This is a genomic window from Microbacterium amylolyticum (assembly GCF_011046975.1).
In the GTDB taxonomy this organism is placed as follows: domain Bacteria; phylum Actinomycetota; class Actinomycetes; order Actinomycetales; family Microbacteriaceae; genus Microbacterium; species Microbacterium amylolyticum.
This window is the reverse complement of sequence record NZ_CP049253.1, coordinates 1,546,516-1,571,438: the sequence shown is the minus strand read 5'-3', so window position 1 is coordinate 1,571,438 and position 24,923 is coordinate 1,546,516. Positions and strand designations below refer to the sequence as shown.

The window sequence follows — 24,923 nt, the reverse complement described above, 5'->3', positions numbered from 1 at the left end:
AGCGGCGAAGATCAGTGATCGTCGCGATCGCTAAAGGTTTCGAGCAGCATTTGCAACGACTGCAGGCGCTCGCCGCGGACCCGACCGTCGGCAACCGCATCGTTCAGAACGCAGTCGGGGGCGTCCGGCAGATGCGTGCATCCGCGCGGGCACTCCGCGGCGACCAGATCGAGGTCGGGATACGCGCGCAGGATGTTCGCCGGGTCGACGTGCCCCAAGCCAAACGAGCGAACGCCGGGAGTATCGATGACCCAGCCGGCCCCGTCCGTGCATCGAAAACGCAATGACACCGTCGACGAGGAGGTGTGCCGACCGCGACCCGTGACCTCGTTCACATGGCCCGTCGCGCGATCGGCGTCCGGCACCAGGGCGTTGACGAGCGTCGACTTTCCGACGCCAGAGTGCCCAACGAAAACGGTGGACTTGCCCACCAGCGCCTCGCCGATCTCGGCCGTTGGCCACGCGTCCTGCGCCGAACGGAAAACGCGCAGATCGTCGAGTCCGTCGAAGTGCGTGAGGAACTCGCTGGGGTCGGCGAGGTCTGTTTTCGTCACGACCATCAGCGGCCGAATACCGGCGTCCAGTGCGGCGATCAAGTAGCGATCGACCAGACGGGGGCGCGGAGGCGGATCGGCCGCGGCAACAACGACGAGCATCTGATCAGCGTTCGCCACAACAACGCGTTCCACCTGATCCGTGTCATCGGCGGATCGACGCAACAGCGAACTGCGATCTTCGATTCCGACAATGCGGCCGAGCGTGCCTTCGTCGCCCGTGGTGTCGCCCACGATGCGCGCGCGATCACCCGTCACAATCGGCATCCGCCGCAGTTCGCGGGCACGCACCGCGGTCGTATCGCGCTCGTTCGGCCCGTTCTCGTCGATCAGAACGCGGTACCGGCCCCGATCGACGCCCAGAACACGGCCGATGACAGCATCCTCGTGCGCCGGACGTCGCTTCGTGCGCGGGCGGTTCGCCTTGGGATTCGGGCGGACGCGAATGTCGCTCTCGTCATAAAGATCGTCGTCATCGTCGTCGTCGACATGATCCAGCCAGCTCACGAGACGGCGCCGTTCATTCTCCGGCGAGCATCTTCTGCCACAGCCACACGAACTGCGGCATCGTCTTCGCGGTGGTGCCGATGTCGTCGATCGTCACACCGGGAACGCCGAGACCGATCAGCGCACCCGTTGTGGCCATGCGGTGATCGTGGTGCGACTTCCAGGTGCCACCGTGCATCGCCTGCGGAATCACGCGGATGCCGTCGGGAAGCTCTTCCGCCCCGCACCCGAGCTCGCGCAGTCCGTTCACGAGACCGGCGATGCGGTCGGTTTCGTGCTGCCGGATGTGGCCGATTCCCGTGAACGAGGAGGGTCCATCAGCGAACGCCGCGAGGCCAACGAGCGTGGGTGTGAGCTCACTGACAGCCGACAGATCGAGGTCGACGCCATGAATGGTCTGGCCTGCCGAGACCGTGACCGCCCCGCCACGACGCGACACCTTGCCGCCGAGCAACGAGAGAATGTCGGTCAGCTGGGCGCCCGGTTGTGTCGAATGCGGCGGCCATCCGGGGATCGTCACCGATCCGCCTGCGATCATCGCTGCCGCCAGGAAGGGCGCGGCGTTCGACAGATCCGGTTCGATGGAGATCGTCTTGGCGCGCGGCGTTGTGGCGGGAACGATCCATTCCGTTGAGGTGGGACGTTCCACGTGAACGCCGCGTCGCGCGAGCGCCTCCACCGTCATCTCGATGTGCGGAAGGCTGGGGAGCCGCTTGCCGGTGTGCTTCAGGTGCAGGCCAACATCGAATCGCGGCGCAGCCAACAGGAGACCGGAGACGAACTGGCTCGACGCCGATGCATCGATCTCGAGTTCACCGCCCCGAATGTGTCCGCGGCCGTACACCGTGAACGGCAGGCTCCAGTTACCCCCATCGTCGATGTCGACGCCCAGGTCGCGCAGCGCCTTGATCATCGCGCCCATCGGACGGTGAAGGGCATTCTCATCCGCTGTCATGTGCACCTCGCCATCGGCAAGGCCGAGGAGAGGAGCGACGAAGCGCATCACGGTGCCAGCCTGACCGCTGTCGATTGTGCACCCGCCCGTGAGCGTCTTCCGCGGTGTGATCACCAGATCATCGCCGAAGGGGCTCTTGCCGGGTACCCGCTCAACACCGACGCCGAGAGCACGGAGCGCATCCCCCATTCGATGCGCATCCTGCGAATGCAGGGGGCTCTCGACGCGCCCTGGTCCGTCGGCGAGAGCCGCGAGAATCAGCTCGCGGTTCGTCAGCGACTTGGACCCAGGTACGGGGATCGTGACGCTCAGCGGCGACTGTGCCGTTGGCGCGCCATACGCGCCCCGGGGCGCTTCGGTCGGGGCGGAAGTGGACGTGGGGGAATACCCTCGCGTTGTCATCGGTTTCAGCCTACTGAATGAGAGCAGTGAGGTGACGAATGACAGGCACGGCGTGTATTGCGGCGAAACCCCAGTTTGAGGAGGAACTCGTCGACGTAGGCTGGCTGATCATGGACCAGCTCGACGCACCGACACCGCCCGCGGATCCCCGCGCGCAGTTCGAAGAGCAGGCGTTGCCGTTCATGGACCAGCTCTACGGCGCGGCGATGCGGATGACGCGTAACCCCTCGGACGCGGCTGACCTGGTGCAAGACACGTTTGTGAAGGCGTTTGCCTCGTGGTCGTCGTTCACACAGGGGACGAACCTCAAGGCGTGGCTGTACCGCATTCTCACGAACACGTACATCAACGGATATCGCAAGAAGCAGCGCGAGCCGTACCAGAGCGCGATCGATGATCTCGAAGACTGGCAACTCGGCGGTGCCGAGTCGACAACGGCCACAAGCCGGCGATCCGCCGAAGCCGAGGCCATCGATCACATGCCCTCGTCAGCCGTGAAGGATGCGTTGCAGGACCTTCCCGACGATTTCCGGATGGTGGTGTACCTCGCCGACGTCGAGGGCTTCGCCTACCAGGAGATTGCCGACATTATGAAGAGCCCCATCGGCACCGTGATGAGTCGTCTGCACCGCGGCCGGCGTCTGCTACGCGAAAAGCTGAGGGGATACGCGGCTGAACGAGGAATCGTGGCCGCCGAGACAGGAGCGGAAAAGTGAGCGACTGCGGGTGTGAGAAAACACGCGCCGACCTCGAAGCGTTTGTTCGCGGTGAGATCGCGTGTTGTCAGACGGCGTACGCCGAAATTCGTGAGCACATCGAAACGTGCCCGAGCTGCCAGGACGAGGCGACTGTTGCGCGCACCCTGACCGTGGCGGTTCAGCGAGCATGCCAGGAAGAGACCGTTCCGGCTGACCTCAAGTCGCAGGTGATCGCGAAGCTCCGCGATCTTCAGCGCGAGCACGAATAACCAAAACTGCCCCGGCAACGAAGAGGACGCCCCGCTCAGCTGAGCGGGGCGTCCTCTTCGTTGCCGGGTCTAGTCGGTGCCGGTATCGAAGGCGGCGGACTCGCCTGCCCGATCGATGTCCTCGTTTTCGGTGCCGGAGCCGGAGGTGATCTGCGAGGCCTCGCCCTGCTCGAGCTCGCCGATGAGGTCACCGGTTGTGCCGCCGATCATGCCGCGGGCGACATAGCCCTCCAGGCGGGCGCGCGAGTCGGCGATGTCGAGGTTGCGCATCGTCAGCTGTCCGATGCGGTCGCCGGGGCCGAACGCGGCGTCGCCGACGCGCTCCATCGACAGCTTCTCGCCGGCGTAGGAGAGGCTCGGGCCGGTCGTGTCGAGAATTGTGTAGTCCTCGCCGCGGCGCAGACGCAGCGACACCGTTCCGGTGATCGTCGATCCGACCCACTTCTGGATCGACTCGCGCAGCATCAGCGACTGGGGCTCGAGCCAGCGGCCCTCGTACATGAGGCGGCCAAGGCGGCGCCCCTGTTCGTGGTAGGTGGCGAGGGTGTCTTCGTTGACGATGGCCGCGAGAAGGCGTTCATACGTGATGAACAGAAGCGCCATTCCCGGTGCCTCGTAGATTCCGCGGCTCTTGGCCTCGATGATGCGGTTCTCGATCTGGTCGCTCATGCCCAGACCGTGGCGGCCGCCGATTTCGTTGGCCTTCTTGACGAGCTCGACGGCGTCGGAGAATTCCTCGCCGTTAATGGCCACGGGGCGGCCCTCGTGGAACGTGACGGTGACGTCTTCTGTGGCGATCTCGACCGACGGGTCCCAGAAGCGCACACCCATGATCGGCTGAACTGTCTCGAGTGACACGTTGAGGTCTTCGAGGGTCTTCGCCTCGTGCGTTGCGCCCCAGATGTTCGCATCCGTGGAGTAGGCCTTCTCGGCGGAGTCACGGTACGGGTAGCCGTGTTCGATGAGCCACTCGCTCATCTCCTGGCGACCGCCGAGCTGGCTGACGAACGTGGAGTCGAGCCACGGCTTGTAGATGCGCAGGCGCGGGTTGGCCAGCAGGCCGTAGCGGTAGAACCGCTCGATGTCGTTGCCCTTGTACGTGGAGCCGTCGCCCCAGATGTCGACGCCGTCTTCCTTCATGGCGCGCACGAGGAGCGTGCCGGTGACGGCGCGGCCGATCGGCGTCGTGTTGAAGTATGTGCGCCCGGCGGAACGGATGTGAAACGCACCCGTTGCGAGGGCGGACAGGCCCTCTTCGACCATGAGCGGCTTGCAGTCGATCAGCCGGGACTTCTCGGCGCCGTACTGCAGGGCGCGCTCGGGAATCGACGCGATGTCATCTTCGTCGTACTGGCCGAGGTCGCCCGTGTAGGTAAACGGCACCGCCCCGGCGTCACGCATCCACGCAACGGCACAGGAGGTGTCGAGACCCCCGGAAAAGGCGATACCGACGCGCTCGCCGACAGGGAGGTTCTCAAGCACATTCGACATGCCTCTAATTCTAGGGGAGAAGGAAGACCCCTCGATGACGTCGTGTTGGCTTGGTATGATGCGGACAAGCGGAGGGGAGCGGATGGCTGCTCACATGGCACGAAAGAAGCGCGGCGGCACGGTCGTCACGGCGCTCGGAATCGCCCTGCTCACCGTTGGCGCCGTTGTGCTCGGCGCCACCCTGCTGATGCCCGAACAGACCGAACGCATCTACGGCCAGGCGAAGACGCAGGTCAACCAGGTCGTCGACGATGTGCGCGAGCAGGTGCTCGAGGAATACCCCACCGTTCGCCTCGGCGTTGAGGGCGGCATGGCGGAACTCGACTCGTGCGATGGAACCTTCACCATCATGACCTCGTATGAACGCGAGGGTGTTCCCACCACGGCCGCGGCGCACAACAACTGCGGTGGAGACGTTCTGCTGCCATGGGACGAGGGACAACGGATCAACATCGACGGCCTCGACGGGGTCTACGAGATCGTTGACATCCGCTACACGTCCAAGATCTGGTCGAGCACGGACGACCTCGTCGGCCTGCAGGGCGATATCGCCCTGCAGAGCTGCTTCTACGGTGAGGACCGCATGAAGTTCATCGGCCTGGAGCGCGTCGAAGACGCCTAACGCGCCGATCGGCGTCGCCTCAGGGACGCCTCGATGTGTTGTGTGACGGAGTCGTTGCGAGAGAGGCTGCTCTGCCCAGTTTGACGGCGGCGGGTGCGTTTCGATGACGATTGAGGTCGATGGCCGCACCAAGCGCGAGTCGGAGAACATCGTCAGATGAACCGCGGAGCGAGCGCCGCGGCGCAGCGGGAGTCTCGCCGGCGATGCGTGCGAGCGGATGCCGTCGCCGTTCCACCGCGCCCAGTCGCTTTCATCGAGCTGTTTCGCGTTCCGCGCCGAGAGGACGGTGCGGCCAGCGAGCGCCTCACGATACGACTGCGCGGCTCGCAACGGGTTCCGCATCGTGACAATGCCGCGTGAGTGGCAGAAACGGTTCAGCGTCGCTGTGAGCCGCGTCGCCGCAGTGTGCCTGTCGCTGTACATCAGGGTCACACACACCTCATACGCGATCATCGCGAATCCGGCGGTGATCGCGGCGCGAAAATGCTCGTACGCCTCCGGCAACAGCCCGGCGTTCGCTGCACGCTCGCCACGCCAGAAGGACCGGAGAGCACTCTTGTGCACGTTCTGATCGTCGAGCGACTCCAATTCGTTGATCATTCGAACCAGGTCTGGCCAAGTGCATCGCTTTTCCAGGAGCCCAGCCCTTCCGCGGCACAGCTGTCTAACAACTTCTTCGCGTTCTTCTCGCCGACGAGGACGCCAGCCGTGGGGATGTCCACAGTCCGGGGCAGAGAGATAGGGCGAGTTCTCGGCGCACAAGCGTGTGGATAACGACGATGAGGTGCCGCTTTCGGACGATCTGGCCTTTGCCCTGGAATACAGCTACCCGAGCGATCAGGCTCGGGGCTTCACCGGCGGGTCCGGAACGCTGATGCTGCCGGTCTCCGGCGATCTGGTGATGAGCGACGCCCTGCCGGTCGGCGCAGAACTGACGTTGAGCGAACCGAACCTGCCCAACGTGCCCGGCGCGACGTGGGGTGAGCCCGTGATCGATCCGTTGACTCTGACGATCGAAGCGGGTGGCGTGACCGCTTCGATCACGGTGACGAACACGATCACGCAGGACGTCGGAGGGTTCTCGGTCACCAAGACGATCAGCGGTGACGGAGCTTCACTCGTTCCCGAGAACGCCGTCTTCACCGTCGGCTATGAGTACGAGCCGATTAACGGCTTCAGCACGTCGCGGGAGACGGGGCCGACCTCGTTTCCTCGGAGGCGCTGTTCAGGGTCGACTACACGTACACGCTCCCGGAGGCGCTGTCGGCGGAACCCGCCACGGGCAGCGAGGTGACGCCCTGGATCGTTTCCGGAGCCGTCCTGCTGGCGCTGCTCGGAACAGCGCTTGTCGCTGGAGCCCGACGCCGCCAGAGCTGACGCTCGGCACGACGTCACGACATCGACCCACTCGGTTTCCGGGCGCGTCGATGTCGTTTGCGAGCGCGTCGAAACCCCAGCGCGCTCGTCGCGCGCGGTAGCTTTCGACAATGAACGCTTCTGACGTCGAGCACGACGGCATTGCGGTGCGGTCCGTTGCCCGCTCCTTCGGCCCCGTTGAAGCGGTGCGCGACATGACGTTCGACGCGCATCCGGGCAAGATCACGGGCCTGATCGGTCCGAACGGTTCTGGCAAGACCACGCTGTTTCTGATGCTCGCCTCGCTCCTCGCCCCCGATTCGGGGACGATACGGGTGACCGGAATCGATCCGATCGCCGACCCGGCCGCGGCACGCGCGAGGCTCGGATGGATGCCCGACGCCCTGGGTGCGTGGGACTCGCTCACTGTTGTCGAGACGCTCGTCGTGGCCGGGCGCCTGTACGGGCGCGATCGCGCCGATGCGCGCACACGGGCGGATGAGCTCATCAACGAGGTGGGGCTCGACGCCGTTGCGACAAGTCCAGCCCGCGTGCTGTCTCGCGGACAGAAGCAGTTGCTCGGCCTGGCGCGCGCTCTTGTGCATGAGCCGCGAGCTCTTCTGCTCGACGAGCCGGCGTCCGGTCTCGACCCGTTGGCCCGGCTTCGCCTTCGCGCCCTGCTTCGGCGGCGGGCCGACGATGGCGTAGCGATTCTCGTCTCGAGCCACGTTCTGTCGGAGCTCGAAGAGATGGTGGACGACTCCGTGTTCGTCTCGGGCGGACGCACCGTGACCGCCCCTGAGAGCGTACGCGAGTGGCGAATACGCGTTTCTGGCACCCCAGAAACGGGCGCGCACGTCTGGCAGGACGTTGTCACGGCGGCGCTTCCCGGGGTCCCGGTTCGGGTGGATCGCCGAGATCTTTTCGCGTCGTTCCATGACGACGCTGCGGCGAGCACGGCGCTGCGGGCTCTGATCGCTGCCGACGTTCCCGTTTTTGAGTTCGCTCCCGCGCAGGGCAACCTCGAGCGAGCATTTCTGGCGATGGGAGAGCAGTCATGAGCCTCACACGGATTGGCGTGCTCACCGGCCTCGACCTGCGACAGCGCGCCCGTCGCGCGGCCTTCTACATTCTTCTCACCATCTTCTTCGTCGTTGTCACGGCCATCACGGTTCTGGCATACATCGCGGGCGGCCGGGGCTCCGGATCGCTGACTTTCTCGATCGGCATCTACGGCGTTCTGCTGATGGCCACACTCGTGACACCGACGTTCACGGGAAACGCGGTGAACGGCGACCGGGACGCCGCCACGCTGGCGCCCGTGCAGGTCACGCTGGCGACAACGGGGGAGATCCTCGTGTCGAAACTGCTGTCCGGCTGGGCAATCGGCCTCGTCTACCTCCTCGCCGCGCTTCCGGCGCTCATCTTCGCGGTGGTGATGAGCCTCGCCGAACCCGAGCCCTACGCGCTCTTCGGTGGCGAACATGACCCGATCGGAATCGACGTTCTTGCCATCTCGATCCTCGTGCTCATCGTTCAGGTGGGCATCATCGCGGCGATCGGTGTGGGCCTGAGCGCGATCATCGCCCGTCCGCTGTTCTCCGTCGCGGCGACGTATCTCATCGTGATGCTGCTGACCCTCGGAACGCTGATTGCGTTTGCGCTGGGGAGCTACGCGATCCGGTCCGACACCGTTACCCTGACCGAAAGCCCCGGGAGCTTCACGGACTTCGACAGTGGCGGATCCGCGCTTCCGCTCTGCGCGGATGCGCCAGCGGGCGCGGCCTGTGTGACACCGCGGCCGGATGTCACCGAGGGGTGCTACGCGGTGGAGAACCTCTCGTGGAGCTCCGCGATGAGATCCGATCGGGTGTGGTGGATGCTGGCCATGAACCCGTACATCGTGCTCGCCGACGCAACACCGACCACATACACGGATCACGGTTCGCCCGTTGACATGTTTGGGTTCATCAAGGTCAGCGTGCGGATGGCGCAAATGCCGCCAGACCTGGAGACGAGCGACTGGTCGGACCCCTGCGACGGGCGAGAGCCGCCGGCGGAGGGGAGCGCTTGGTACAGCGAGGATTATCCGACGGACAAAGAGATTGTCGAGCAGACCGTTCCGAGCTGGTTCGTTGGCCTGGGCATTCAGGTGCTGATCGCCGCCGCGCTCATGCTCTGGGGCGCAGGGCGCACGCAGACGCCGGCGAAAAAGACCCCGCCGGGAAGTCGTATCGCATAGGGGCGCGGCTCGCCCCGATAGGATGGGGTCTCAAACACCCGATCTGTCAGGGGGCATGCCGTGCCGGGAATTGTGATCGTCGGAGTCCAGTGGGGCGACGAAGGTAAGGGCAAGGCCACAGACCTGCTCGGTGAGCGCACCGACTGGGTTGTGAAGTTCAACGGCGGGAACAACGCCGGCCACACCGTCGTCATTGGCGATGAGAAGTACGCCCTGCACCTGTTGCCGAGCGGTATTCTTTCGCCGGGCGTCACGCCCGTCATCGGCAACGGTGTTGTTGTCGACCTCGGCGTGCTGTTCCAGGAGCTGGAGGCGCTGGACGCACGCGGCATCGACACGTCGAAGCTGAAGCTCTCCGCCAACGCGCACATCATCACGCACTATCACCGCACGCTCGACAAGGTGCAGGAGCGCTTCCTCGGAAAGCGTCAGATCGGCACCACCGGGCGCGGCATCGGACCGGCCTACGCCGACAAGATCAACCGTGTGGGCATTCGCGTTCAGGACCTCTTCGACGAGTCGATTCTGCGCCAGAAGGTTGAGGGAGCCCTCGACCAGAAGAACCACCTGCTGGTGAAGGTCTTCAACCGTCGTGATGTCACGGTGGACGAAATCGTGGACGATCTTCTTTCCTACGCCGATCGCATTCGCCCCATGGTGTGCGACACGGGCCTGCTGCTGACCGAGGCGCTGGAGCGCGACGAGGTTGTTGTTTTCGAGGGCGGTCAGGCGACGATGCTCGACGTCGACCACGGCACGTACCCGTTCGTGACGTCGTCGACGGCGACCGCCGCGGGCGCCGCCAGCGGGTCGGGAGTCGGCCCCAACCGTCTCGACCGCATCGTCGGCATCGTCAAGGCCTATACAACCCGCGTCGGCGCCGGGCCTTTCCCCACCGAACTGTTCGACGAGGACGGCACCTGGTTGCGTGAAGGCGGTCACGAGTTCGGCACGACGACCGGCCGTGAGCGTCGCGTCGGCTGGTACGACGCCCCGATTACGCGATTCGCAACACGCATCAACGGCATCACCGACCTGGTTCTCACCAAGCTCGACGTGCTCACGGGCCGTCCGACCATTCCCGTGTGCGTTGCCTACGACGTGGGCGGTGAGCGGTTCGACGAAATCCCCGTCAGCCAGAGCGACTTCCACCACGCGAAGCCGATCCTCGAGGAGTTCCCCGGCTGGACCGAGGACATCACGGGGGCTCGCACCTTTGAGGACCTGCCCCAGAACGCGCAGGACTACGTTCTCGCGCTCGAGAAGATGAGCGGAACGCGCATCTCCGTCATCGGTGTCGGCCCCGGCCGCGACCAGGTGATTGTGCGCCACGACCTCGTGAGCTAAGACATTCTGTGACAGCGCCCTCCAGAAGAATCTTCTTCCGGAGGGCGCTGTCGCGTGTGCGCGCGTAGCCTGAAGGGCATGGACGTTGCCGGAGTGATGGCCGAGATCGCCGCGGGTGAAGACGCGAAAACACGCGAGATCAACGAGCGTCGCGGGGATGACCTCGGCGTGAAGCTCGGAGACCTCCGGAAGATCGCGAAGACCGCGCGCGGTGCGGGCCTGGAGGACGACCTCTGGACAACGGGTGATGTGGCGGCGCAACTCATCGCGGTTCTCGGGATGAAACCGCGCGCGGTCGACTCTGACCGCGTCGATGCGCTGCTGCGCGAGGCGGCGTCGCCCAAGGTGCACGAGTGGTTCGTGAACTACGTCGCGAAGAAACACCCTGCTGCGGAAGACTTACGAGTGCGGTGGCTCGGCGACGGCGACCCCGTGACCGAGAGTGCCGGATGGGCGCTGACGCAGGTGCGGATCCAGAAGTCGCCGGAGGGACTCGACCTGCCCGGAATCCTGGATGAGATCGAGGCCAGGATGGTCGACGCGGATCCCCGGCTGCAGTGGGAGATGAACAACTGCCTGGCCTACGTCGGGATCCACCACGGTGAACTTCGGGAGCGGGCGGTCGCGATCGGTGAACGCCTTGGCGTCTTGAAGGACTATCCGACACCGCCGGGCTGCACCTCCCCCTACGCCCCGCTCTGGATCGCCGAGATGGTCTCGCGCCAGGAGTGAGCGGGGCCAGGACGGCGATCAGGGCCGCCGCGCTACCCGCTCACCCCTCGAGGATTGCGCGAAGCCGGTCCAGATCCTCCGCGACGAGACGGCAGTCGCGGTCGAACTCCTCATCCGTCAGCTCGATCTGACGCACCGTGAAGATCACTTCAGAGCCGTCGGGATGGGCGACGACGCGGAGAGGATTGTTCACCGTGGTTCCGGACGGCAACGTGACGGCGTGATCGAGCACACCGAAGTCGTTGTGCGGCACGAAGCGCACCGTCACCTCGCCCATCGGTGACTGAAGCACGAGATCCTCACCCCGCTCCTGCACGTCGGCCTGCGCGAGGCCTGCCGCCCAACGGCGGAGGTTCCCCGGCTGCGCGGCAAACGCATAGACGCGTTCGGGGGCGGTGCGGACGACGACGCTCACGTGGCGGGACTGCATATCGGTCACCATGCCATAAAACTCCGTCGCGAGGACGCGCTCCGGCGGACAATAACGGGCGCCAGTTCGGAGATGTGCGCTCCAGCGGACGTTATGGCAGGTGTTGGGTCCTCGTGAGCGCACATCTCCGCGGGAAGGCACGGGGTGTCCGCCCGAGCGCGCAGCTCAGCCCGCGTAGCCGGTCTGACGCGCTCAGGAGACGGGGTCGCCGGACAGGCGGGCACGGAAGAGGTCGACGTCGTTTTCGCTGAGGCGTTCTGTGGCGTAGAACAGCAGATCGAAGCCCTCGATGGGTGCTCCCGGAGCCGCGATCGCCTCACGCCCCGCGCGCACATCGCCCGTGTCGTCGTTTGAGAGGTCGGTGACCATCGCATAGGCGATCGTTCCCGACGGGCCGCCGGGGATGCCATCGTAGCCGCGAGCGGCCCACTCCCAGGTCGACTGCTGGCGGGGGTCTGCGGAGCCGTAGAGGCCTTCGAGAGCACGATCATCCAGGCCCCAGCCCGGCTCGTTGAGCGGCTGAAGGGCCCAGAAGGAGTCGCTCTCGAGAAGAACGGCATCGACCGTGCGCATCATCGCGATCTTCGTGTCGTAGTCCTGAACGGGCTGCTCCGTTCGCCAGACGGGCGATGCCCACCGCTGCAGAAGCGACTCACCGCCGTATCCGTTGCGCACATACCGGGAGTCGGCGTCCGACACCTGGTACCAGGTCACCCCGAACTCCTCGCTGAGCCGGTTGCGTAGCTCTTCCGAGACGACCTCGGCAAGCCGTTCCGTGTGCTCCAACGACGGGGCGGCGAGAATCGCCTCCGGAGACATCCCCGCAATTCCGGGGTACGCAAGCTGGGCCTGGCGTTCGGGGGTGAGTGACCCCTCGTACGAGCCGGTGGCGTCGGCGACGATCGCCGCGGCGGCCCCCGCCGTTCCCACGTTGATCAGCAGAACGATCGTCAGGCCGACCGCGCCAAGAACGCGCGCGCGGCCAATGAACAATGCCGCGATGATGACCGCCGCAACGCCCAGCTGGAACACGAGAGCGGTTGTTCCCGTGATTGCGGACAGCGAGCCGGTGGCAGCAGCGGCGATGAGGACGATCGCGTTGAGGATCGCCGCGAACAGCGCGATCCACCCGAGCGGATGGGTCGAACGGCGGGGCACCGCGGCAGCGGCCGGGCGTTGCGGGGCGACGAAGGCGGCAGAGAATGGGTCGCCCGAGAAACGGCGCTCGCCGCGGTAGCCGCCGGGAGGGGGAAGGGGCGGGGCGCCGTCCGCTCCACCCAAGTAGCGCGTTGTCACCATGGCCGCTCGACCCCCGATCCCTGGCCGCCACCCTGGTCGTCGAAGTCGCGCAGCTGCTCGCGCTCACCCTCACCGCGCTCGAGACGTTCCTCCAGCTCCTCCAGCGCATCCTGGTCCGGCATCTCGTCGTCCTCGCCGCCCTCCTCGGGCTCAGGCTCGGGTGGTGCCGGATCGCGCTGGGTGAGGCGCTCGATGAGATCGTCGAGGATCTGCGCGGGATCGCGGGAAGGATCGGGTGAGGCCTCGCGTGCCTCATCGGAGCGGCACTCGTCGGGCGCGTTGAGCGCAAGATCGAGGGCTTCTCCGAACAGGTCCGCCGCGTCGGATCCGGTCGCAGCGTTCCCCATCCGTTCCAGCACGAGGGCGAGGTTAATCTGCACGGGGCACACATCGAGGCCCGTCGCGTGTTCGAGCGCTTCGTCGAGGCGTGCCCGGGACTCCGGCAGCCGGTCTCCCATCGCGAGCGCTGTCCCGGCGTTGTACGGCGCCTTCCAGCGCTCGAACCAGTTCACCTCCGCCTGCCGTTCGGACGCGGCGATTGCGGCGGGGGCGTCGTCGCGAATGTGCGCCTGCACGGTCTGGTGAGCGAAGAGGATCATGGCGACGAGGCCAATCACGAGCACAAGGCCCATCGCGGCAATCGGGGCGAAGGCGATAAACGCCCAGCGGCGCGCCCGTCGGCGCCGGAGGGCGGCCTCGGTGAGAGTTGTCATCACGCCACCCCGTCCCGCTCGGCGGAATCGTGCAGTGTCCGCCGCAGGCGAGTTGCGCTGGTGGCAAGCTCCCACAGCAACAAACCGGAGACCACGATGCCGATCATCCACGCCAGCTCACGCCGGGCGCCCGGCGACTGAACGTCGGCGAAGCCTGTCGTTGTGCGGGGAGCGTCGGGGAAAGACGCCTCAGCGCCGGCGTCGCGGTGAACGTACGGCACACCGAGATCGTCGGCGATACCGCGCAGCGCATCCTCATCGATCACCGACAGCGCGGTCACACCGCTGTCCTCCAGGTACGGCACGTTGTCGCCGCTGCCGGGCATCACGAGCCGCATGGGCCCGCCCTCGGATGTCCCGTATCCGAAGACGGCTCCGCCGTCGATAAGGTCGGCAACGGGGGCGAACGATACGGGCGGCTCCTCGGCGGTCTGCTCTCCGTCTCCCAGGTAGAACACCATGCGGGCCCGGTCGGGCGAAATCTCCGCTGATTGCTGCAGTGTCGATTCGAGCAGGGGAGCCGCGAGGGTGATCGATGTTCCGCGAGCGTTCGGCGTTGCCGGCGGGCGAAGAACCTCTAGCGACGCCATGACGGCGCTACGGTCGGTTGTCAGCGGAAGCCGAACCGACGCCACGTTGTCGAACGTCAAGAGGCCAAAGCGCGCGCCGGGGTACGCCGCCATCACCCCGCGCACGTCATCGCGGACACCCGCGAGGCGCTGCTCACCCGATCCCCAGTCTTCCGCCGTGATGCTCGTCGTGCTGTCCACGAGCAGAAAAACGTCGACATCGCTTGTTGCCTGCTGGGACGCCCCGTCGGGGAGGCCGGGGCGCAGCGCGAGAACGCCGATGGCGAGGACAAGGAGGATACGCGGAATCCAGGCGAGTCGGCGGGTCTGGAACAGTGACCAGATCGCGATCCCCAATACGGGCAGCACGAGGCCCGCGATCAGGACGGGGTGGACCACGGGGAGAAACGTCATAGCCGCACCCGCCACATCACGAAGACCGATGCCAACGATGCGATCGCGAGGACGAGGATCCAGGGGGAGGGTGCGTCCGTTTCGACAACCTCCGCCTCGGCTGTCAGCGCCCGCGCCTCTTCGCGCCGCACCTCGCGCAGAATGTCGCCGACCGTCGTCTCTCCGCGGAGGCCGTACGACGCGCCATTCGTGCGCTCGGCCGCCTGTGACAACTCAGCGCTGAGCGGCGACGATGGATCTTGGAGCGGATCGATGGCGAAGACCCGCACACCACGGTGGGCCGCCAGCCCTGCCGCCTCCATCAGGGTGACAAGCGGGTCACCGACGAGTTCGTTGTCGGTGGCGAAGATGATCGATCGCGAGCGCTCCTCATCCGTGTGGTCGAAGCGCGTTGCGCATGCTGCGAGACCATCGCCGATGAGCGACGAACCTGCCCCCTCCAGCGTTCCCGCCCAGTGCTCGGGGATCGCCCCGTAGTCACCGTCGAGACTCTCCCGGATGCTGCGCATGTTCTCCTTCACGAACGCATAGTCGTCGGTGAGGGGGAACACCTGCACGGGGGAGGCGTTGAAGATCGTCAGCCCGATCCGCTCGCCCTCGAAACCGTCCACGAGCTCATCGAAGATGTCGAGCACCTCGATGTCGATGTCGGTCATCGACCCCGACACGTCGAGGCACAGCATGATGTCGCGATTGGTGTTCTCGGGAACGATGGTCTGCGCGGCGATCGGGCGGGCAATAACGATGCCGCCCGCGATCGCCGCCGATGCGCACAGAGCGACAACAACGGCCAGCGCCGTCAGCCGCCGTGACGCCGCACGCCGCGCTGCGGGCAACCGTGTCACCCGCTCCGCGCGCGACACGAGATCGCCGTCGGACGTCTGCCGCCCTCGACGAAGGCTGAATCCGATCGCGAACGCCGCGAAGACGGCGGCGCAGGCTACGAGCACCACCCACGGGAACATCAGTGCCATGCCATCACCACCCGGCGCGCAGCGTCGGCTCCGGCAATCGGATCAACAACGAGATCGCCGCGGAACAGGCTGGGGTAGTAGTGCCGCCGGAGCGCGTCGATCAGGGACGGGTCCACGCCACGGCGTTCCAAATCCTCGAGAGTCATCACGGGGGCCTCAACGCCCGTATACGCGTTCACGAACGCTCGGGTGAGCCGGCTGAGTTCGGCGTTCGCGTGCCGCGCCGTGATCGCCCCGGACCGGTAGGCGTCCTCCACCTGCGCGATGGCCCCCAGAGAACCATCGCGGAGGGCGTCGAGGGTCTCGGGCTCGTCGCGCGACAGCGACGACGGAACGGCCTTCGGCGGGCGCGTCAACGCCCAGATCATCCACGCGATGAGAGCGAGGAGGGCGAGAACTCCGCAGGCAACCAGCATCCAGACCGGGCTGTACTGCACGGGAGGATAGAGCTCATCGGTGAACAAGGGACCTCCTGCGGAGCATCCCGAGGAGCGACGGAACAACGGTGGCCTCGGCGCTCAGCTCTGCATGATCGATCGAGAGCGAATCCAGGAGCGTCGTCCGGTGATGATCGCCGCGCGCGCGTTCCTCGCGGATCTCGCGCACCACATCCGCATCGCCCGCGAGATAGTCGGGCACCTGCCAGCCGGTCGTGACATCCAGGCGTGCTCGCCGCGTCTTCTGCGGTGATGCCGGGTCGGCGTCACGCACGGTCAGCCACAGCAGGTCGTGCTGTGCGGCAAGCCGCCGGATCATCCGTTCGTCCTGATCGGTGATCGGCGCCTCGTCTGTCACGACAACGAGGATCCGGCGTCCGGTGACGGTGCGACGCACGGCATCGAGCAGCGCGGAGCGCGAGCTGGGCGGGGCATCGGGCGTGGACGCGCGGTCGATGGTGCGTAGCGCGTGCTCCAGGCCGCCCTCCGAGCGGGTGCCGGGGAGGCGCATCGCACCGGCGCTGTGGGCGAGAAGAACGGACACCTCGTCGCCCGCCCTCATTCCGAGGAGCCCAAGCGTTCCCACGGCCTGGATCGCGAGCGCGCGCTTGGGGTGATCGTCTGGGGCGATCGCTGCCATCCCGCGCCCCGTTTCCACGGCCAGCTGCAGGGGATGCATGCGTGTGGCTCGTGAGCGCTTCACCAGCAGGTCGCCGTGCCGCGCCGTCGCCTTCCAGTCGATGTCCCGCACGTCATCGCCCACCTCGTAGTCCCGCAGGTCCTCGAACTCGAGGCTGCGGGCGCGCTGCAGCGACGCATGTGCCCCGTCGAGGGGGTGCGTTGCGGCGAGGTGCGTTCGGAGGAAGAGGCGGCTCTTCACTCCGGTGAGCAGGGCGGTCATCGGGGCCTACGGTGTGGGAACGGCGTCGAAAATACGGTCGATGAGCTCTTCGCTGCGCACACCGTCGGCCTCGGCTTCAAACGTGAGCAGAACGCGGTGGCGCAGCACAAGGTGGCGCAGCGCACGAATATCTTCCGGCAACACGTGCGAGCGGCCGTTCAACAGGGCACGGGCGCGCGAAGCCTGGAGGAACGCGATCGACGCTCGCGGGCTCGCGCCGTAGCGGATATAGCGCGCCTGCTCCTCGCCGATGTATGCGGCGGGATTGCGGGTGACATAGGTGATGCCGACGATGTAGTTGCGAATTGCGGGCGAGACGTGAACGCCGCGAGCGACGCGCTGCAGATGCTCGATGTCCTCGATCGTTGCGGCCCGGCCGACGTGATTGTCGGGATCGAGGGCACCGGAATCGATACGGTCCAGCACCTCCATCTCTTCCTGTGGGCTGGGGTAGGTGACGATCTCCTTCAGTAAGAAGCGGTCGAGCTGTGCTTCGGGAAGCTCGTATGTTCCCTCCTGCTCGATCGGGTTCTGCGTAGCGATTACAAGGAACGGCCGCGGCAGGTGGTGCACTTCTCCGCCGATCGTCGTCTGGCGCTCCTGCATCGCCTCGAGCATCGCCGACTGTGTTTTCGCGCTGGAGCGGTTGATCTCGTCGAGCAGCACGAAGTTCGCGTGAACGGGCCCGAGGATCGTCCGGAACGAGCCGGTCGATGCATCGTAGATCTGCGTTCCGGTGATGTCGCTCGGCATCAGGTCGGGTGTGCACTGAATGCGGCGGAACGACGCCTGCACGGTATCGGCGAGTGTCTGCGCCGCCGTCGTCTTGGCGAGCCCGGGCACGGACTCGAGAAGAACGTGTCCTCCCGTGATCAGTGCCACGAGAAGGCTGGTTCGGAGGTGCTCCTGGCCGACCACCTTGGCGGCGTAGGAGGCTTCGACGCGGGCGAGCACCTCCCGCGCCCGGGCCAGGTCATCCGGTGTGGGGGCGAGGCTCTGATCGCTCATGCCTCCACGCTACCCTCGGGGATATGAGCGAGACGCACGAGGACCCGATGGACACACTGCTTCGCCTGCGCGCGAGCATCGACAACATCGACGCCGCCCTTGTCTATATGCTCGCCGAGCGCTTCCGCTGCACGAAGCGCGTGGGGGAGTTGAAGGCGAGCCACGATCTTCCGGCGAGCGACCCCGCGCGTGAGGAGCGTCAGATCGCGCGCCTGAAGAATCTTGCGCACGAGGCGGAACTCGATCCCGCCTTCGCCGAGAAGTGGTTCAACTTTGTCGTCGCCGAAGTGATCCAGCACCACAAAAAGGCCGCCCAGCGCGAAGACTGAGCGGCCTGTTCGACGGAGGCTATGCGATTGTTCTCCGCAGCGTCGCGTAGGACCCGAGGGACAGCACGGCGACTAGCCCGAGACCGTACAGCGTGAGAACAGTCGGCCCGGCGTTCGTCGCCCACTGGCCCACCTGCGGCCACGATTCCGTACGGGTGATGATGAACGCAATCGCCAGGATCAGGAGGGAAACGCCGATGATCGCCAGCGTGAGAATCGTCGCGTTCCACCGCTTGTAGATCGTCGCGAACCAGAAGCCGACCATGAAGGCCAGCATCGGCAGGGTGAAGTACGTCAGCCACGCCGACACCCATCCGTTGGCGAACAGATCGGGCACATAGGCCACGTAGGCGTTCATCCAATAGCCGTCCGTTGCGCGCTCAAATGCCGCGATGAGGAGGAAGATGAGCGACAGACCTGCCGCGGACAGAGCGGCCGCCGCAACGGTTCCGATGAAGAACTCGCGCCGGGTGGCGCTCATCGCCTGTGAAAAAGGGAACGAGTAGGCCAGGGCCATCGCTCCGGCCGGAATGAAGTACCACGGGGGCGACTGGATTCCCATCCAGTAGCGGTGCTCTTCCGTTGGAATCATTCCGAGGATTATCAGGGCAAAGACAACGGTCGCTCCGACGATGATCAGCGGCACCCACACGAAGGTCTGCGTGTTGATGTACTGCAGACGGATGACGTTGATGATGCGGCTCGGCTGGTGGGCCCGGGTGGGCATCTCGGCGAGCGGGTTTGCGGTACTCATCGCAGGCTTCCTTCCTGCTCGGTCGCGATCTGGTTGAGATCGCCGGTGGATGTCTGGGTGGCGCGCTGTGTGCGCCGGACGATCAGCTGCTGCAGCGAGACGGGCGCGAGGTCGAGGCCCGCCTGGGTGACCTGGTCGCGCTCGGCGTCGGTGAGCGCGCCCGTGAAGGTGACGGATGCGACGCGACCCAGCTGCTCGCGGTGGAGAATCTCGCGTCCGGCGGCGAAGCGATCAACGCGTTCGGCGTCGCCGACGAGGTTCGTCGCGGAGGAGCGGGCCTCGTCGGCCGATTGGTCCATGATGATGCGTCCGGCATCGATGACGAGAACGCGTTCGATCAGGTTGGCGATCTCGTCGATCAGGTGGCTCGACAGCAGGATCGTGCGGGGGTGCTCGGCGTAGTCGGCGAGCAGCCGGTCGTAGAAGGTCTGGCGTGCCACGGCATCGAGGCCGAGATACGGTTCGTCGAAGAACGTGATCTCGGTGCGCGCGGCGAGTCCAATGATCACGCCGACTGCCGAGAGCTGACCGCGGGAGAGCTTCTTGATGGCCTGCTTCATGGGCAGCTGGAACTCGTCGATCAGTTCATCGCAGAGTTCCTGATCCCAGTGCGGGAAGAACAGGCGTGCCGTGCGGAATGCGTGGCCCGGTTTGGCGTCGTCCGGGTACTTCTGGCTTTCGCGGACGAAGCAGAGGCGGCGCAGGACGCGGGCATTTTCGTAGGGGTTCTCGCCGAACACTTTCACGGAGCCGCTGGTGGCGAAGTTCTGTGCCGTGAGGATCGACATCGCGGTGGTCTTTCCCGCGCCGTTTCGGCCGAGGAACCCGGTGATGGAGTTCCTTTCGACGTCGAAGCTCACGCTGTCGAGCGCCGTCTTGTCCCGGTACTTCTTCGTGAGGTCGCGAACCTGGATCACAGAGTCCATGGGGTTCCTTCCGACGGGCGGCGGTGCCGCGGGATTACGGGGATGGTGTGGGGGTCGCGTGCTCACGGACGAGCCGTGCGACGTCATCAGGTCCGAGGCCGAGCTTGCGGGCCTCGTCGATGAGGGGGGCGATATAGCGATCGGTGAATGCGGCCCGACGCTCGGACAACACGGCCTCGCGGGCGCCCGCAGCGACGAACATGCCGATTCCGCGGCGCTTGTAGAGGATGCCCTTTTCGACGAGCATGTTCACTCCCTTCGCGGCGGTAGCCGGGTTGATGCGTGAGAAGGCAGCGAGCTCGTTGGTGGACGGAGCCCGATCTTCTTCCGCGAGAGCGCCGCTGACGATGTGGTCTTCGACCAGTTCGGCGATCTGCATGAACAGCGGCCTGCTCTCGTCCATCTCACGCTCCCTGGTTGCTTGGTTAGTTACATGACTAATGAACCATAGAACTGGGCGCGCGTCAACCCCGCCGCAGGGAGGTCCTGTGGCCGGGATGAACTGGCAGCTACGCTTCGAGCTCGCCCGCAGCCTTGCGCTTCAGATCGGCTTCGGCGGCGTTCGACAGCACGATGAGGCCGTCGAGTTCCTCCCGCACACGGCGATACGCCGTCTGACGCTCGGCCGCGGTGGCTGACTTGTCGACGGCGACGTTCAGCAGTTGCTGAGCGCGTCCCAGTCGCTGCCTCTCGGACTCCGTAAAGCCGGAGTCACGGATGCGCCGTGCCTGCTGCTCGGCAACGTCGAACGCCACCTCATAGTCGTGCACCGCATCGCGATATTCGGCGTATTCCTCGGCGCTCATCCGCTCCTTCACCGAATCCGGGCGCAGCGAATCCGCGACCTTCTTCGCCCGCAGGAACGCCGCGGTGTGCGGATCGCGCCCATCGCTCATCGTCGGAAACGCGATAACGCGCGCCACGTCAAGCTCGTATTCCAACCAGCGCCGCGTGAGATCGTCATGCATCGCCATGATTCGGCGCAGCCGCGCACCACGATCGGCATCGTCTGCCTTCGCCACCTGCTCGGGGGCGAAGTGACCGTCCCCGGCGATCGCCCGCGCGCGCGCCTTCGCCTCGATCAGCTCGAGCTTGCGCTTGTGGCCGATCTCCTGTTGCTGCGAAGACAACCCTGACACCAATCCGACAACACCTAAGGCGGCGCCCCCGAAAGGGAACACCAGCCACCAGTAGTCGCGGGCGAAATCGAGGAACGGCTCCATGGGGCTAACCGAAGAGCGTCAGCAAGACTGTCGATCCGCCGCCGGCGAGGATGAGGGCCGCGATGACGATCCACGCGACGCCGCGCACACGCCGGTTGCGGCGGTACACGTACGACTGGCGGATATCGTCATCGCCCTCCAGCTCGGGCGGAACCGACAGCTCTTCGTTGCGCATGATCAGACGATCGCTTCCCGGACCGTGTCCCCGAAGTATGCCGGCAGCGTCGAAGCGGACATCTCGCGCAACTCAGCGGCGGAGAACGTGAACGCGTCCTGCACCTCGAGAACGGGCTCGGTGTCAGTGACACCGATGCGGAGAACGGGGTAGCCGCGTCCTGCGCACAGACCGCGGAACTTGACGTCCTCTTCGCGCGGAACCGTGACGAGCACGCGGCCCGTCGACTCGGAGAACAGCGCCGTGACGGCGTCGAGGCCGCCCTGATCCATGATCTCGTTCAGCCACACACGGGCGCCGACACCGAAACGCATCACGCCCTCGGCGAGGGCCAGCGCGAGACCACCCTCGGAGAGGTCGTGGGCGCTGGAGACAAGCCACTCATCACGCGCGGCGCCCATGAGGTTGGCCAGGCGGCGGTGCGCGGCCAGGTCCACCTGCGGCGGTCGACCGCCGAGGTGGCCGTGGACGACATCGGCCCATGCCGAACCATCGAGCTCCGCGGAGGTGGTGCCCAGCAAGTAGATGTTTTCGCCCGCGTCCTGCCATCCGCTGGGGATGCGGCGCGACACATCGTCGATGATGCCGAGAACGCCGACAACGGGTGTCGGGTGGATCGGAGTGTCACCCGTCTGGTTGTAGAACGACACGTTGCCGCCCGTGACGGGAACGCCGAGCTCCATGCACGCGTCGGACAGGCCATCCACCGTCTCGGAGAACTGCCACATCACCTCGGGGTTCTCGGGAGAACCGAAGTTGAGGCAGTCGGTGACAGCCGTGGGATTGGCGCCCGTGACTGCGACGTTCCGGTAGGCCTCCGCGAGGGCGATCTGCACGCCGCGGTTGGGGTCGAGCTGGCAGAAGCGCGCGTTGCAGTCAGTCGCGATCGAGAAGCCGAGTCCGGTCTTCTCATCGACACGAATCATGCCCGCATCATCCGGGAACGACAGGGCGGTGTTGCCCATCACGTAGTAGTCGTACTGGTTGGTGATCCAGCTGGTGTCCGCCAGGTTGGGGCTCTTGACGAGCTTCGCGACCTGCTCGCGCAGCGCATCGGCGTCGTTCTCGCGGGGGAGAGCAGCGGCCGAGTCGGCCTGGAGGGCGTCGAGCCATGCGGGGTACTGAACCGGACGGTCGTAGACGGGGCCATCGACAGCGACGGTCGAGGGGTCGACGTCGACGATCTTCTTGCCCTTCCAGTGGATGACGAGGCGGCCATCACCCGTGACCTCGCCCAGCACGCTGGTTTCGACCTCCCACTTATTCACCACCGCGAGGAAGGCATCGAGCTTCTCGGGAGCGACGATCGCCATCATGCGCTCCTGTGACTCGCTCATGAGGATTTCCTCGGCGGTCAGCGTGGGGTCGCGCAGAAGCACCTTGTCGAGGTCGACGACCATGCCGGAACCACCATTGGCGGCCAGCTCGCTTGTTGCGCACGAGATTCCCGCAGCGCCGAGGTCCTGAATCGCCTCCACGAGCTCGCCCTGGTACAGCTCCAGGCAGCACTCGATGAGCACCTTCTCGGCGAACGGGTCGCCCACCTGCACGGCAGGACGCTTGGTGGGGCCACCATCGCTGAACGAATCGGACGCGAGAATCGACGCTCCGCCGATTCCGTCGCCTCCCGTGCGGGCGCCGAAGAGAACAACCTTGTTCCCGGCGCCGGTCGCGTTGGCGAGGCGGATGTCTTCGTGACGCATCACGCCAACGGCGAGCGCGTTGACGAGGGGGTTGGCCTGGTAGACCGCGTCGAATACGGTCTCCCCGCCGATGTTCGGCAGCCCGAGGGAGTTGCCGTAGGAGCTGATCCCCGCCGTGACGCCGTGAACAACGCGTGCCGTGTCGGGGTGATCGATTGCGCCGAAACGCAGCTGGTCCATCACGGCAACCGGGCGGGCGCCCATCGAGATGATGTCGCGGACAATGCCGCCGACGCCCGTGGCGGCGCCCTGGAAGGGCTCGATATAGGACGGGTGGTTGTGGCTTTCCACCTTGAAGGTCACGGCCCAGCCGTCGCCGACGTCGACAACGCCCGCGTTCTGTCCCATGCCCACCATGAGGCGCTCGCGCATCTCGTCGGTGACCTTCTCGCCGAACGTGCGGAGGTACTTCTTGCTCGACTTGTACGAGCAGTGCTCGCTCCACATCACCGAGTACATGGCCAGCTCACCCGATGTGGGGCGGCGGCCGAGAAGCTTGCGAATCTCCTCATACTCATCAGCCTTGAGACCGAGTGCACCATACGGTTGCTCGCGCTCGGGGGTCGATTCTGCGTTCTCGACGGTGTCAACGACGTGTTCAGTGCTCACCCGGGAGGCTCCAGTGGTCTCAGTGCGGAGGGACTTGCTCAGTCTAGTTGGCCCGCGCCGAAGAGCTGTTCCTGATCGGCTACACCTGCACCCTCGCCTTCGCAGAGGGGGATCCGAGCCCGCGAGAAATTGCCCGTGCCGTGGTCGACAGGGCAGGAAGAACGGATTCGGGCGGGCAGCTGCCGCGACGAATCGTCATGCCCAGGGCCGAGACGACGCGGTCGCCGGGACCGCGTACGGGTACGGCGATGGCGATTGCGCCCGCCGTTATTGACTCGTCAACCACGGAATAGCCGCGGCTGCGCACCTCCGCAAGAGTGCGCCGCAACGTCTCGGGGTCGGCGACCGTCTTGGGTGTGAACCGCTTGAGCTTGCCCCCGAGAACGGCTTCTTGGACCTCGGCGGGTGCGTTGGCCAGGAGCACCTGTCCTGTTCCCGTCGCGTGAAGCGGCCAGCGACCTCCGAGGCGGGTGAGAACGGGAGCCCCGTGGCGGGAGCGAAGGGACTCGACGTAGACCGCGTCACAGCCATCGCGCACCGAAAGGGTGACGTCGGTTGCGAGGGCGCTGTGGAGATCGCTGAGGAAGGGGAGGGCGACGTTGCGCAGCCGCAGGCCCTGTGGTTCGGGCGCTCCGAGCTCGAGAACGCGCATACCGATGGAGTAGCGGCCGTCTTCCGAGCGATCGAGCGCTCCCCACGCGCGAAGCTCGCCGACGAGGCGGTGCGCCGTGGAGAGGCTGAGGTTTGCCCGCCGTGAGATCTCGCTCAGGGTGAGGAGGAGGTGAACCGGAGTGTGGTGGGGTGCCGTTCGCGCCGGATCGCCACGCGCGCTGGCGCCGTACCTCCGCTCGCGTTCCGTGAGGCGGAAAGGCGGGTGAAGAGCATCATTGGCGCCCATAGCGTTCTGACAAGGCGTCGAAAAAGGAGGCGGCATGCCCGCGAATGAACTGTCGCAGTTGCAGGCACTGCAGGAAACGCTGCGCGCCGATGATTATCACCTCAGCGTCGAGCGGACGGGGGACGATGCGGTCGCAACGATCGCGGCGGGACCCACCGCCTGCGCAGAGTGTCTGGTGCCAAAGGACCTGATGAGGCGCATGCTGGCGCCCCTCGTCGGCGTGGAGGTCGAGCGCATCCGCGTGAACTACCCCGTGGATGTTCCCACCCTCGCCGAGCGCGAGGTTGCGGCGCAGGACTAGCGTTTCGCGTTGGCGAGAGCCGGAGCGTGCCTTGCCGACGAGATGGACAGAGCCTCTTCCGACGTCCATGCCGAGGCCCGCTGAG

28 protein-coding genes are annotated in these 24,923 nt (G+C 65.9%); 10 read left to right on the top strand and 18 right to left on the bottom strand.

All coding sequences use genetic code 11. From position 1 onward, the window contains the following. Positions 1 to 11: 11 nt before the first annotated feature. The gene (rsgA, locus tag G6N81_RS07755; protein ID WP_165135246.1) at positions 12 to 1,061 is read right to left on the bottom strand and encodes a ribosome small subunit-dependent GTPase A; all 1,050 of its coding nucleotides are present in this window, start codon (positions 1,059 to 1,061) and stop codon (positions 12 to 14) included. A 13-nt stretch (positions 1,062 to 1,074) separates the two neighbouring features. After that, positions 1,075 to 2,418, bottom strand: a complete 1,344-nt coding sequence (aroA, locus tag G6N81_RS07750; RefSeq protein ID WP_165135243.1) for a 3-phosphoshikimate 1-carboxyvinyltransferase — start codon at positions 2,416 to 2,418, stop codon at positions 1,075 to 1,077. A 110-nt stretch (positions 2,419 to 2,528) separates the two neighbouring features. Between aroA and G6N81_RS07745 the strand changes: the two genes are divergently transcribed. Continuing rightward, complete coding sequence (locus tag G6N81_RS07745) at positions 2,529 to 3,134, top strand: sigma-70 family RNA polymerase sigma factor (protein WP_206527944.1); 606 nt, start codon at positions 2,529 to 2,531, stop codon at positions 3,132 to 3,134. After that, positions 3,131 to 3,385 carry an anti-sigma factor family protein gene (locus tag G6N81_RS07740; protein WP_165135237.1) on the top strand — a complete coding sequence of 85 codons (255 nt, stop codon included), beginning with the start codon at positions 3,131 to 3,133 and terminating at the stop codon, positions 3,383 to 3,385. Before G6N81_RS07745 ends, G6N81_RS07740 begins: the two co-directional genes overlap by 4 nt. Positions 3,386 to 3,454: 69 nt before the next feature. On the opposite strand, the gene argG is transcribed toward G6N81_RS07740, so the two are convergent. Continuing rightward, positions 3,455 to 4,876, bottom strand: a complete 1,422-nt coding sequence (gene argG, locus G6N81_RS07735; RefSeq protein ID WP_165135234.1) for an argininosuccinate synthase — start codon at positions 4,874 to 4,876, stop codon at positions 3,455 to 3,457. A 94-nt stretch (positions 4,877 to 4,970) separates the two neighbouring features. On the opposite strand from argG, the gene G6N81_RS07730 reads away from it, so the two are divergent. The 6 genes from G6N81_RS07730 (at position 4,971) to G6N81_RS07705 (ending at position 11,175) form a co-directional block, all read left to right on the top strand. Beyond that, the gene (locus G6N81_RS07730; protein ID WP_165135231.1) at positions 4,971 to 5,498 is read left to right on the top strand and encodes a hypothetical protein; all 528 of its coding nucleotides are present in this window, start codon (positions 4,971 to 4,973) and stop codon (positions 5,496 to 5,498) included. Between the two features lie 766 nt (positions 5,499 to 6,264). After that, a complete protein-coding gene (locus G6N81_RS07725) occupies positions 6,265 to 6,792 on the top strand; it encodes a DUF5979 domain-containing protein (RefSeq protein WP_165135228.1) in 528 nt (175 codons plus the stop codon). Positions 6,793 to 6,985: 193 nt separating this feature from the next. After that, a complete protein-coding gene (locus tag G6N81_RS07720) occupies positions 6,986 to 7,915 on the top strand; it encodes an ABC transporter ATP-binding protein (protein WP_165135225.1) in 930 nt (309 codons plus the stop codon). Beyond that, positions 7,912 to 9,096, top strand: a complete 1,185-nt coding sequence (locus G6N81_RS07715) for an ABC transporter permease (protein ID WP_165135222.1) — start codon at positions 7,912 to 7,914, stop codon at positions 9,094 to 9,096. The genes G6N81_RS07720 and G6N81_RS07715 overlap by 4 nt, the downstream gene beginning before the upstream one ends. A 60-nt stretch (positions 9,097 to 9,156) precedes the next feature. Next, positions 9,157 to 10,443 (top strand): adenylosuccinate synthase, encoded by a 1,287-nt coding sequence (locus G6N81_RS07710; RefSeq protein WP_165135219.1) that lies wholly within the window; start codon positions 9,157 to 9,159, stop codon positions 10,441 to 10,443. A gap of 78 nt (positions 10,444 to 10,521) precedes the next feature. Further along, complete coding sequence (locus tag G6N81_RS07705; RefSeq protein WP_165135216.1) at positions 10,522 to 11,175, top strand: DNA alkylation repair protein; 654 nt, start codon at positions 10,522 to 10,524, stop codon at positions 11,173 to 11,175. Positions 11,176 to 11,215: 40 nt separating this feature from the next. Here G6N81_RS07705 and G6N81_RS07700 read toward each other — a convergent pair whose 3' ends face one another. From G6N81_RS07700 to G6N81_RS07665, 8 genes are all read right to left on the bottom strand, one after another. Next, a complete protein-coding gene (locus G6N81_RS07700) occupies positions 11,216 to 11,617 on the bottom strand; it encodes an SRPBCC family protein (protein WP_241244915.1) in 402 nt (133 codons plus the stop codon). A gap of 180 nt (positions 11,618 to 11,797) precedes the next feature. After that, positions 11,798 to 12,904 carry a hypothetical protein gene (locus G6N81_RS07695; RefSeq protein WP_165135213.1) on the bottom strand — a complete coding sequence of 369 codons (1,107 nt, stop codon included), beginning with the start codon at positions 12,902 to 12,904 and terminating at the stop codon, positions 11,798 to 11,800. Then, positions 12,898 to 13,617 (bottom strand): hypothetical protein, encoded by a 720-nt coding sequence (locus G6N81_RS07690; RefSeq protein ID WP_165135210.1) that lies wholly within the window; start codon positions 13,615 to 13,617, stop codon positions 12,898 to 12,900. The genes G6N81_RS07695 and G6N81_RS07690 overlap by 7 nt, the downstream gene beginning before the upstream one ends. After that, positions 13,617 to 14,600 carry a VWA domain-containing protein gene (locus G6N81_RS07685; protein WP_165135207.1) on the bottom strand — a complete coding sequence of 328 codons (984 nt, stop codon included), beginning with the start codon at positions 14,598 to 14,600 and terminating at the stop codon, positions 13,617 to 13,619. Before G6N81_RS07685 ends, G6N81_RS07690 begins: the two co-directional genes overlap by 1 nt. Further along, the gene (locus G6N81_RS07680) at positions 14,597 to 15,574 is read right to left on the bottom strand and encodes a VWA domain-containing protein (RefSeq protein WP_241244914.1); all 978 of its coding nucleotides are present in this window, start codon (positions 15,572 to 15,574) and stop codon (positions 14,597 to 14,599) included. The genes G6N81_RS07685 and G6N81_RS07680 overlap by 4 nt, the downstream gene beginning before the upstream one ends. Beyond that, positions 15,565 to 16,038, bottom strand: a complete 474-nt coding sequence (locus G6N81_RS07675) for a hypothetical protein (RefSeq protein WP_241244913.1) — start codon at positions 16,036 to 16,038, stop codon at positions 15,565 to 15,567. Before G6N81_RS07675 ends, G6N81_RS07680 begins: the two co-directional genes overlap by 10 nt. After that, a complete protein-coding gene (locus tag G6N81_RS07670; RefSeq protein ID WP_165135204.1) occupies positions 16,025 to 16,912 on the bottom strand; it encodes a DUF58 domain-containing protein in 888 nt (295 codons plus the stop codon). Before G6N81_RS07670 ends, G6N81_RS07675 begins: the two co-directional genes overlap by 14 nt. Before the next feature lie 6 nt (positions 16,913 to 16,918). Beyond that, positions 16,919 to 17,920: an AAA family ATPase gene (locus G6N81_RS07665; protein WP_165135201.1), complete on the bottom strand. Its 1,002-nt coding sequence runs from the start codon at positions 17,918 to 17,920 to the stop codon at positions 16,919 to 16,921. Between the two features lie 23 nt (positions 17,921 to 17,943). On the opposite strand from G6N81_RS07665, the gene G6N81_RS07660 reads away from it, so the two are divergent. Then, entirely contained in the window at positions 17,944 to 18,249 is a 306-nt protein-coding gene (locus tag G6N81_RS07660; RefSeq protein ID WP_165135198.1) for a chorismate mutase, read from the top strand. Between the two features lie 19 nt (positions 18,250 to 18,268). Here G6N81_RS07660 and G6N81_RS07655 read toward each other — a convergent pair whose 3' ends face one another. The 7 genes from G6N81_RS07655 to G6N81_RS07625 form a co-directional block, all read right to left on the bottom strand. Beyond that, complete coding sequence (locus G6N81_RS07655; protein ID WP_165135195.1) at positions 18,269 to 19,003, bottom strand: hypothetical protein; 735 nt, start codon at positions 19,001 to 19,003, stop codon at positions 18,269 to 18,271. Beyond that, a complete protein-coding gene (locus G6N81_RS07650) occupies positions 19,000 to 19,929 on the bottom strand; it encodes an ABC transporter ATP-binding protein (RefSeq protein WP_165135192.1) in 930 nt (309 codons plus the stop codon). The genes G6N81_RS07655 and G6N81_RS07650 overlap by 4 nt, the downstream gene beginning before the upstream one ends. A 34-nt stretch (positions 19,930 to 19,963) precedes the next feature. Beyond that, on the bottom strand, positions 19,964 to 20,332 hold the full coding sequence (locus G6N81_RS07645) for a GntR family transcriptional regulator (protein WP_165135189.1): 369 nt from the start codon (positions 20,330 to 20,332) through the stop codon (positions 19,964 to 19,966). A 106-nt stretch (positions 20,333 to 20,438) separates the two neighbouring features. Then, positions 20,439 to 21,152 carry a hypothetical protein gene (locus G6N81_RS07640; protein ID WP_165135186.1) on the bottom strand — a complete coding sequence of 238 codons (714 nt, stop codon included), beginning with the start codon at positions 21,150 to 21,152 and terminating at the stop codon, positions 20,439 to 20,441. Positions 21,153 to 21,156: 4 nt separating this feature from the next. Then, positions 21,157 to 21,327 carry a hypothetical protein gene (locus G6N81_RS07635; RefSeq protein WP_165131317.1) on the bottom strand — a complete coding sequence of 57 codons (171 nt, stop codon included), beginning with the start codon at positions 21,325 to 21,327 and terminating at the stop codon, positions 21,157 to 21,159. Between the two features lie 2 nt (positions 21,328 to 21,329). Further along, positions 21,330 to 23,639, bottom strand: a complete 2,310-nt coding sequence (purL, locus tag G6N81_RS07630) for a phosphoribosylformylglycinamidine synthase subunit PurL (RefSeq protein ID WP_165135183.1) — start codon at positions 23,637 to 23,639, stop codon at positions 21,330 to 21,332. Positions 23,640 to 23,718: 79 nt separating this feature from the next. After that, a complete protein-coding gene (locus G6N81_RS07625; protein ID WP_165135180.1) occupies positions 23,719 to 24,537 on the bottom strand; it encodes an IclR family transcriptional regulator in 819 nt (272 codons plus the stop codon). A gap of 34 nt (positions 24,538 to 24,571) precedes the next feature. Here G6N81_RS07625 and G6N81_RS07620 point away from each other — a divergent pair, with 34 nt between their 5' ends. Further along, entirely contained in the window at positions 24,572 to 24,838 is a 267-nt protein-coding gene (locus tag G6N81_RS07620; protein WP_165135177.1) for a hypothetical protein, read from the top strand. Positions 24,839 to 24,923 lie beyond the last annotated feature (85 nt).

What these genes read in the sequence shown, in the direction of transcription:
- aroA (WP_165135243.1), bottom strand. Translation starts at nt 2,418, where the DNA reads ATGACAACGCGAGGGTATTCCCCCACGTCCACTTCCGCCCCGACCGAA.
- G6N81_RS07745 (WP_206527944.1), top strand. Translation starts at nt 2,529, where the DNA reads ATGGACCAGCTCGACGCACCGACACCGCCCGCGGATCCCCGCGCGCAG.
- argG (WP_165135234.1), bottom strand. Translation starts at nt 4,876, where the DNA reads ATGTCGAATGTGCTTGAGAACCTCCCTGTCGGCGAGCGCGTCGGTATC.
- G6N81_RS07730 (WP_165135231.1), top strand. Translation starts at nt 4,971, where the DNA reads ATGGCACGAAAGAAGCGCGGCGGCACGGTCGTCACGGCGCTCGGAATC.
- G6N81_RS07720 (WP_165135225.1), top strand. Translation starts at nt 6,986, where the DNA reads ATGAACGCTTCTGACGTCGAGCACGACGGCATTGCGGTGCGGTCCGTT.
- G6N81_RS07715 (WP_165135222.1), top strand. Translation starts at nt 7,912, where the DNA reads ATGAGCCTCACACGGATTGGCGTGCTCACCGGCCTCGACCTGCGACAG.
- G6N81_RS07705 (WP_165135216.1), top strand. Translation starts at nt 10,522, where the DNA reads ATGGACGTTGCCGGAGTGATGGCCGAGATCGCCGCGGGTGAAGACGCG.
- G6N81_RS07700 (WP_241244915.1), bottom strand. Translation starts at nt 11,617, where the DNA reads ATGGTGACCGATATGCAGTCCCGCCACGTGAGCGTCGTCGTCCGCACC.
- G6N81_RS07695 (WP_165135213.1), bottom strand. Translation starts at nt 12,904, where the DNA reads ATGGTGACAACGCGCTACTTGGGTGGAGCGGACGGCGCCCCGCCCCTT.
- G6N81_RS07690 (WP_165135210.1), bottom strand. Translation starts at nt 13,617, where the DNA reads ATGACAACTCTCACCGAGGCCGCCCTCCGGCGCCGACGGGCGCGCCGC.
- G6N81_RS07685 (WP_165135207.1), bottom strand. Translation starts at nt 14,600, where the DNA reads ATGACGTTTCTCCCCGTGGTCCACCCCGTCCTGATCGCGGGCCTCGTG.
- G6N81_RS07680 (WP_241244914.1), bottom strand. Translation starts at nt 15,574, where the DNA reads ATGGCACTGATGTTCCCGTGGGTGGTGCTCGTAGCCTGCGCCGCCGTC.
- G6N81_RS07670 (WP_165135204.1), bottom strand. Translation starts at nt 16,912, where the DNA reads ATGACCGCCCTGCTCACCGGAGTGAAGAGCCGCCTCTTCCTCCGAACG.
- G6N81_RS07665 (WP_165135201.1), bottom strand. Translation starts at nt 17,920, where the DNA reads ATGAGCGATCAGAGCCTCGCCCCCACACCGGATGACCTGGCCCGGGCG.
- G6N81_RS07660 (WP_165135198.1), top strand. Translation starts at nt 17,944, where the DNA reads ATGAGCGAGACGCACGAGGACCCGATGGACACACTGCTTCGCCTGCGC.
- G6N81_RS07655 (WP_165135195.1), bottom strand. Translation starts at nt 19,003, where the DNA reads ATGAGTACCGCAAACCCGCTCGCCGAGATGCCCACCCGGGCCCACCAG.
- G6N81_RS07650 (WP_165135192.1), bottom strand. Translation starts at nt 19,929, where the DNA reads ATGGACTCTGTGATCCAGGTTCGCGACCTCACGAAGAAGTACCGGGAC.
- G6N81_RS07645 (WP_165135189.1), bottom strand. Translation starts at nt 20,332, where the DNA reads ATGGACGAGAGCAGGCCGCTGTTCATGCAGATCGCCGAACTGGTCGAA.
- G6N81_RS07640 (WP_165135186.1), bottom strand. Translation starts at nt 21,152, where the DNA reads ATGGAGCCGTTCCTCGATTTCGCCCGCGACTACTGGTGGCTGGTGTTC.
- G6N81_RS07635 (WP_165131317.1), bottom strand. Translation starts at nt 21,327, where the DNA reads ATGCGCAACGAAGAGCTGTCGGTTCCGCCCGAGCTGGAGGGCGATGAC.
- G6N81_RS07625 (WP_165135180.1), bottom strand. Translation starts at nt 24,537, where the DNA reads ATGGGCGCCAATGATGCTCTTCACCCGCCTTTCCGCCTCACGGAACGC.
- G6N81_RS07620 (WP_165135177.1), top strand. Translation starts at nt 24,572, where the DNA reads ATGCCCGCGAATGAACTGTCGCAGTTGCAGGCACTGCAGGAAACGCTG.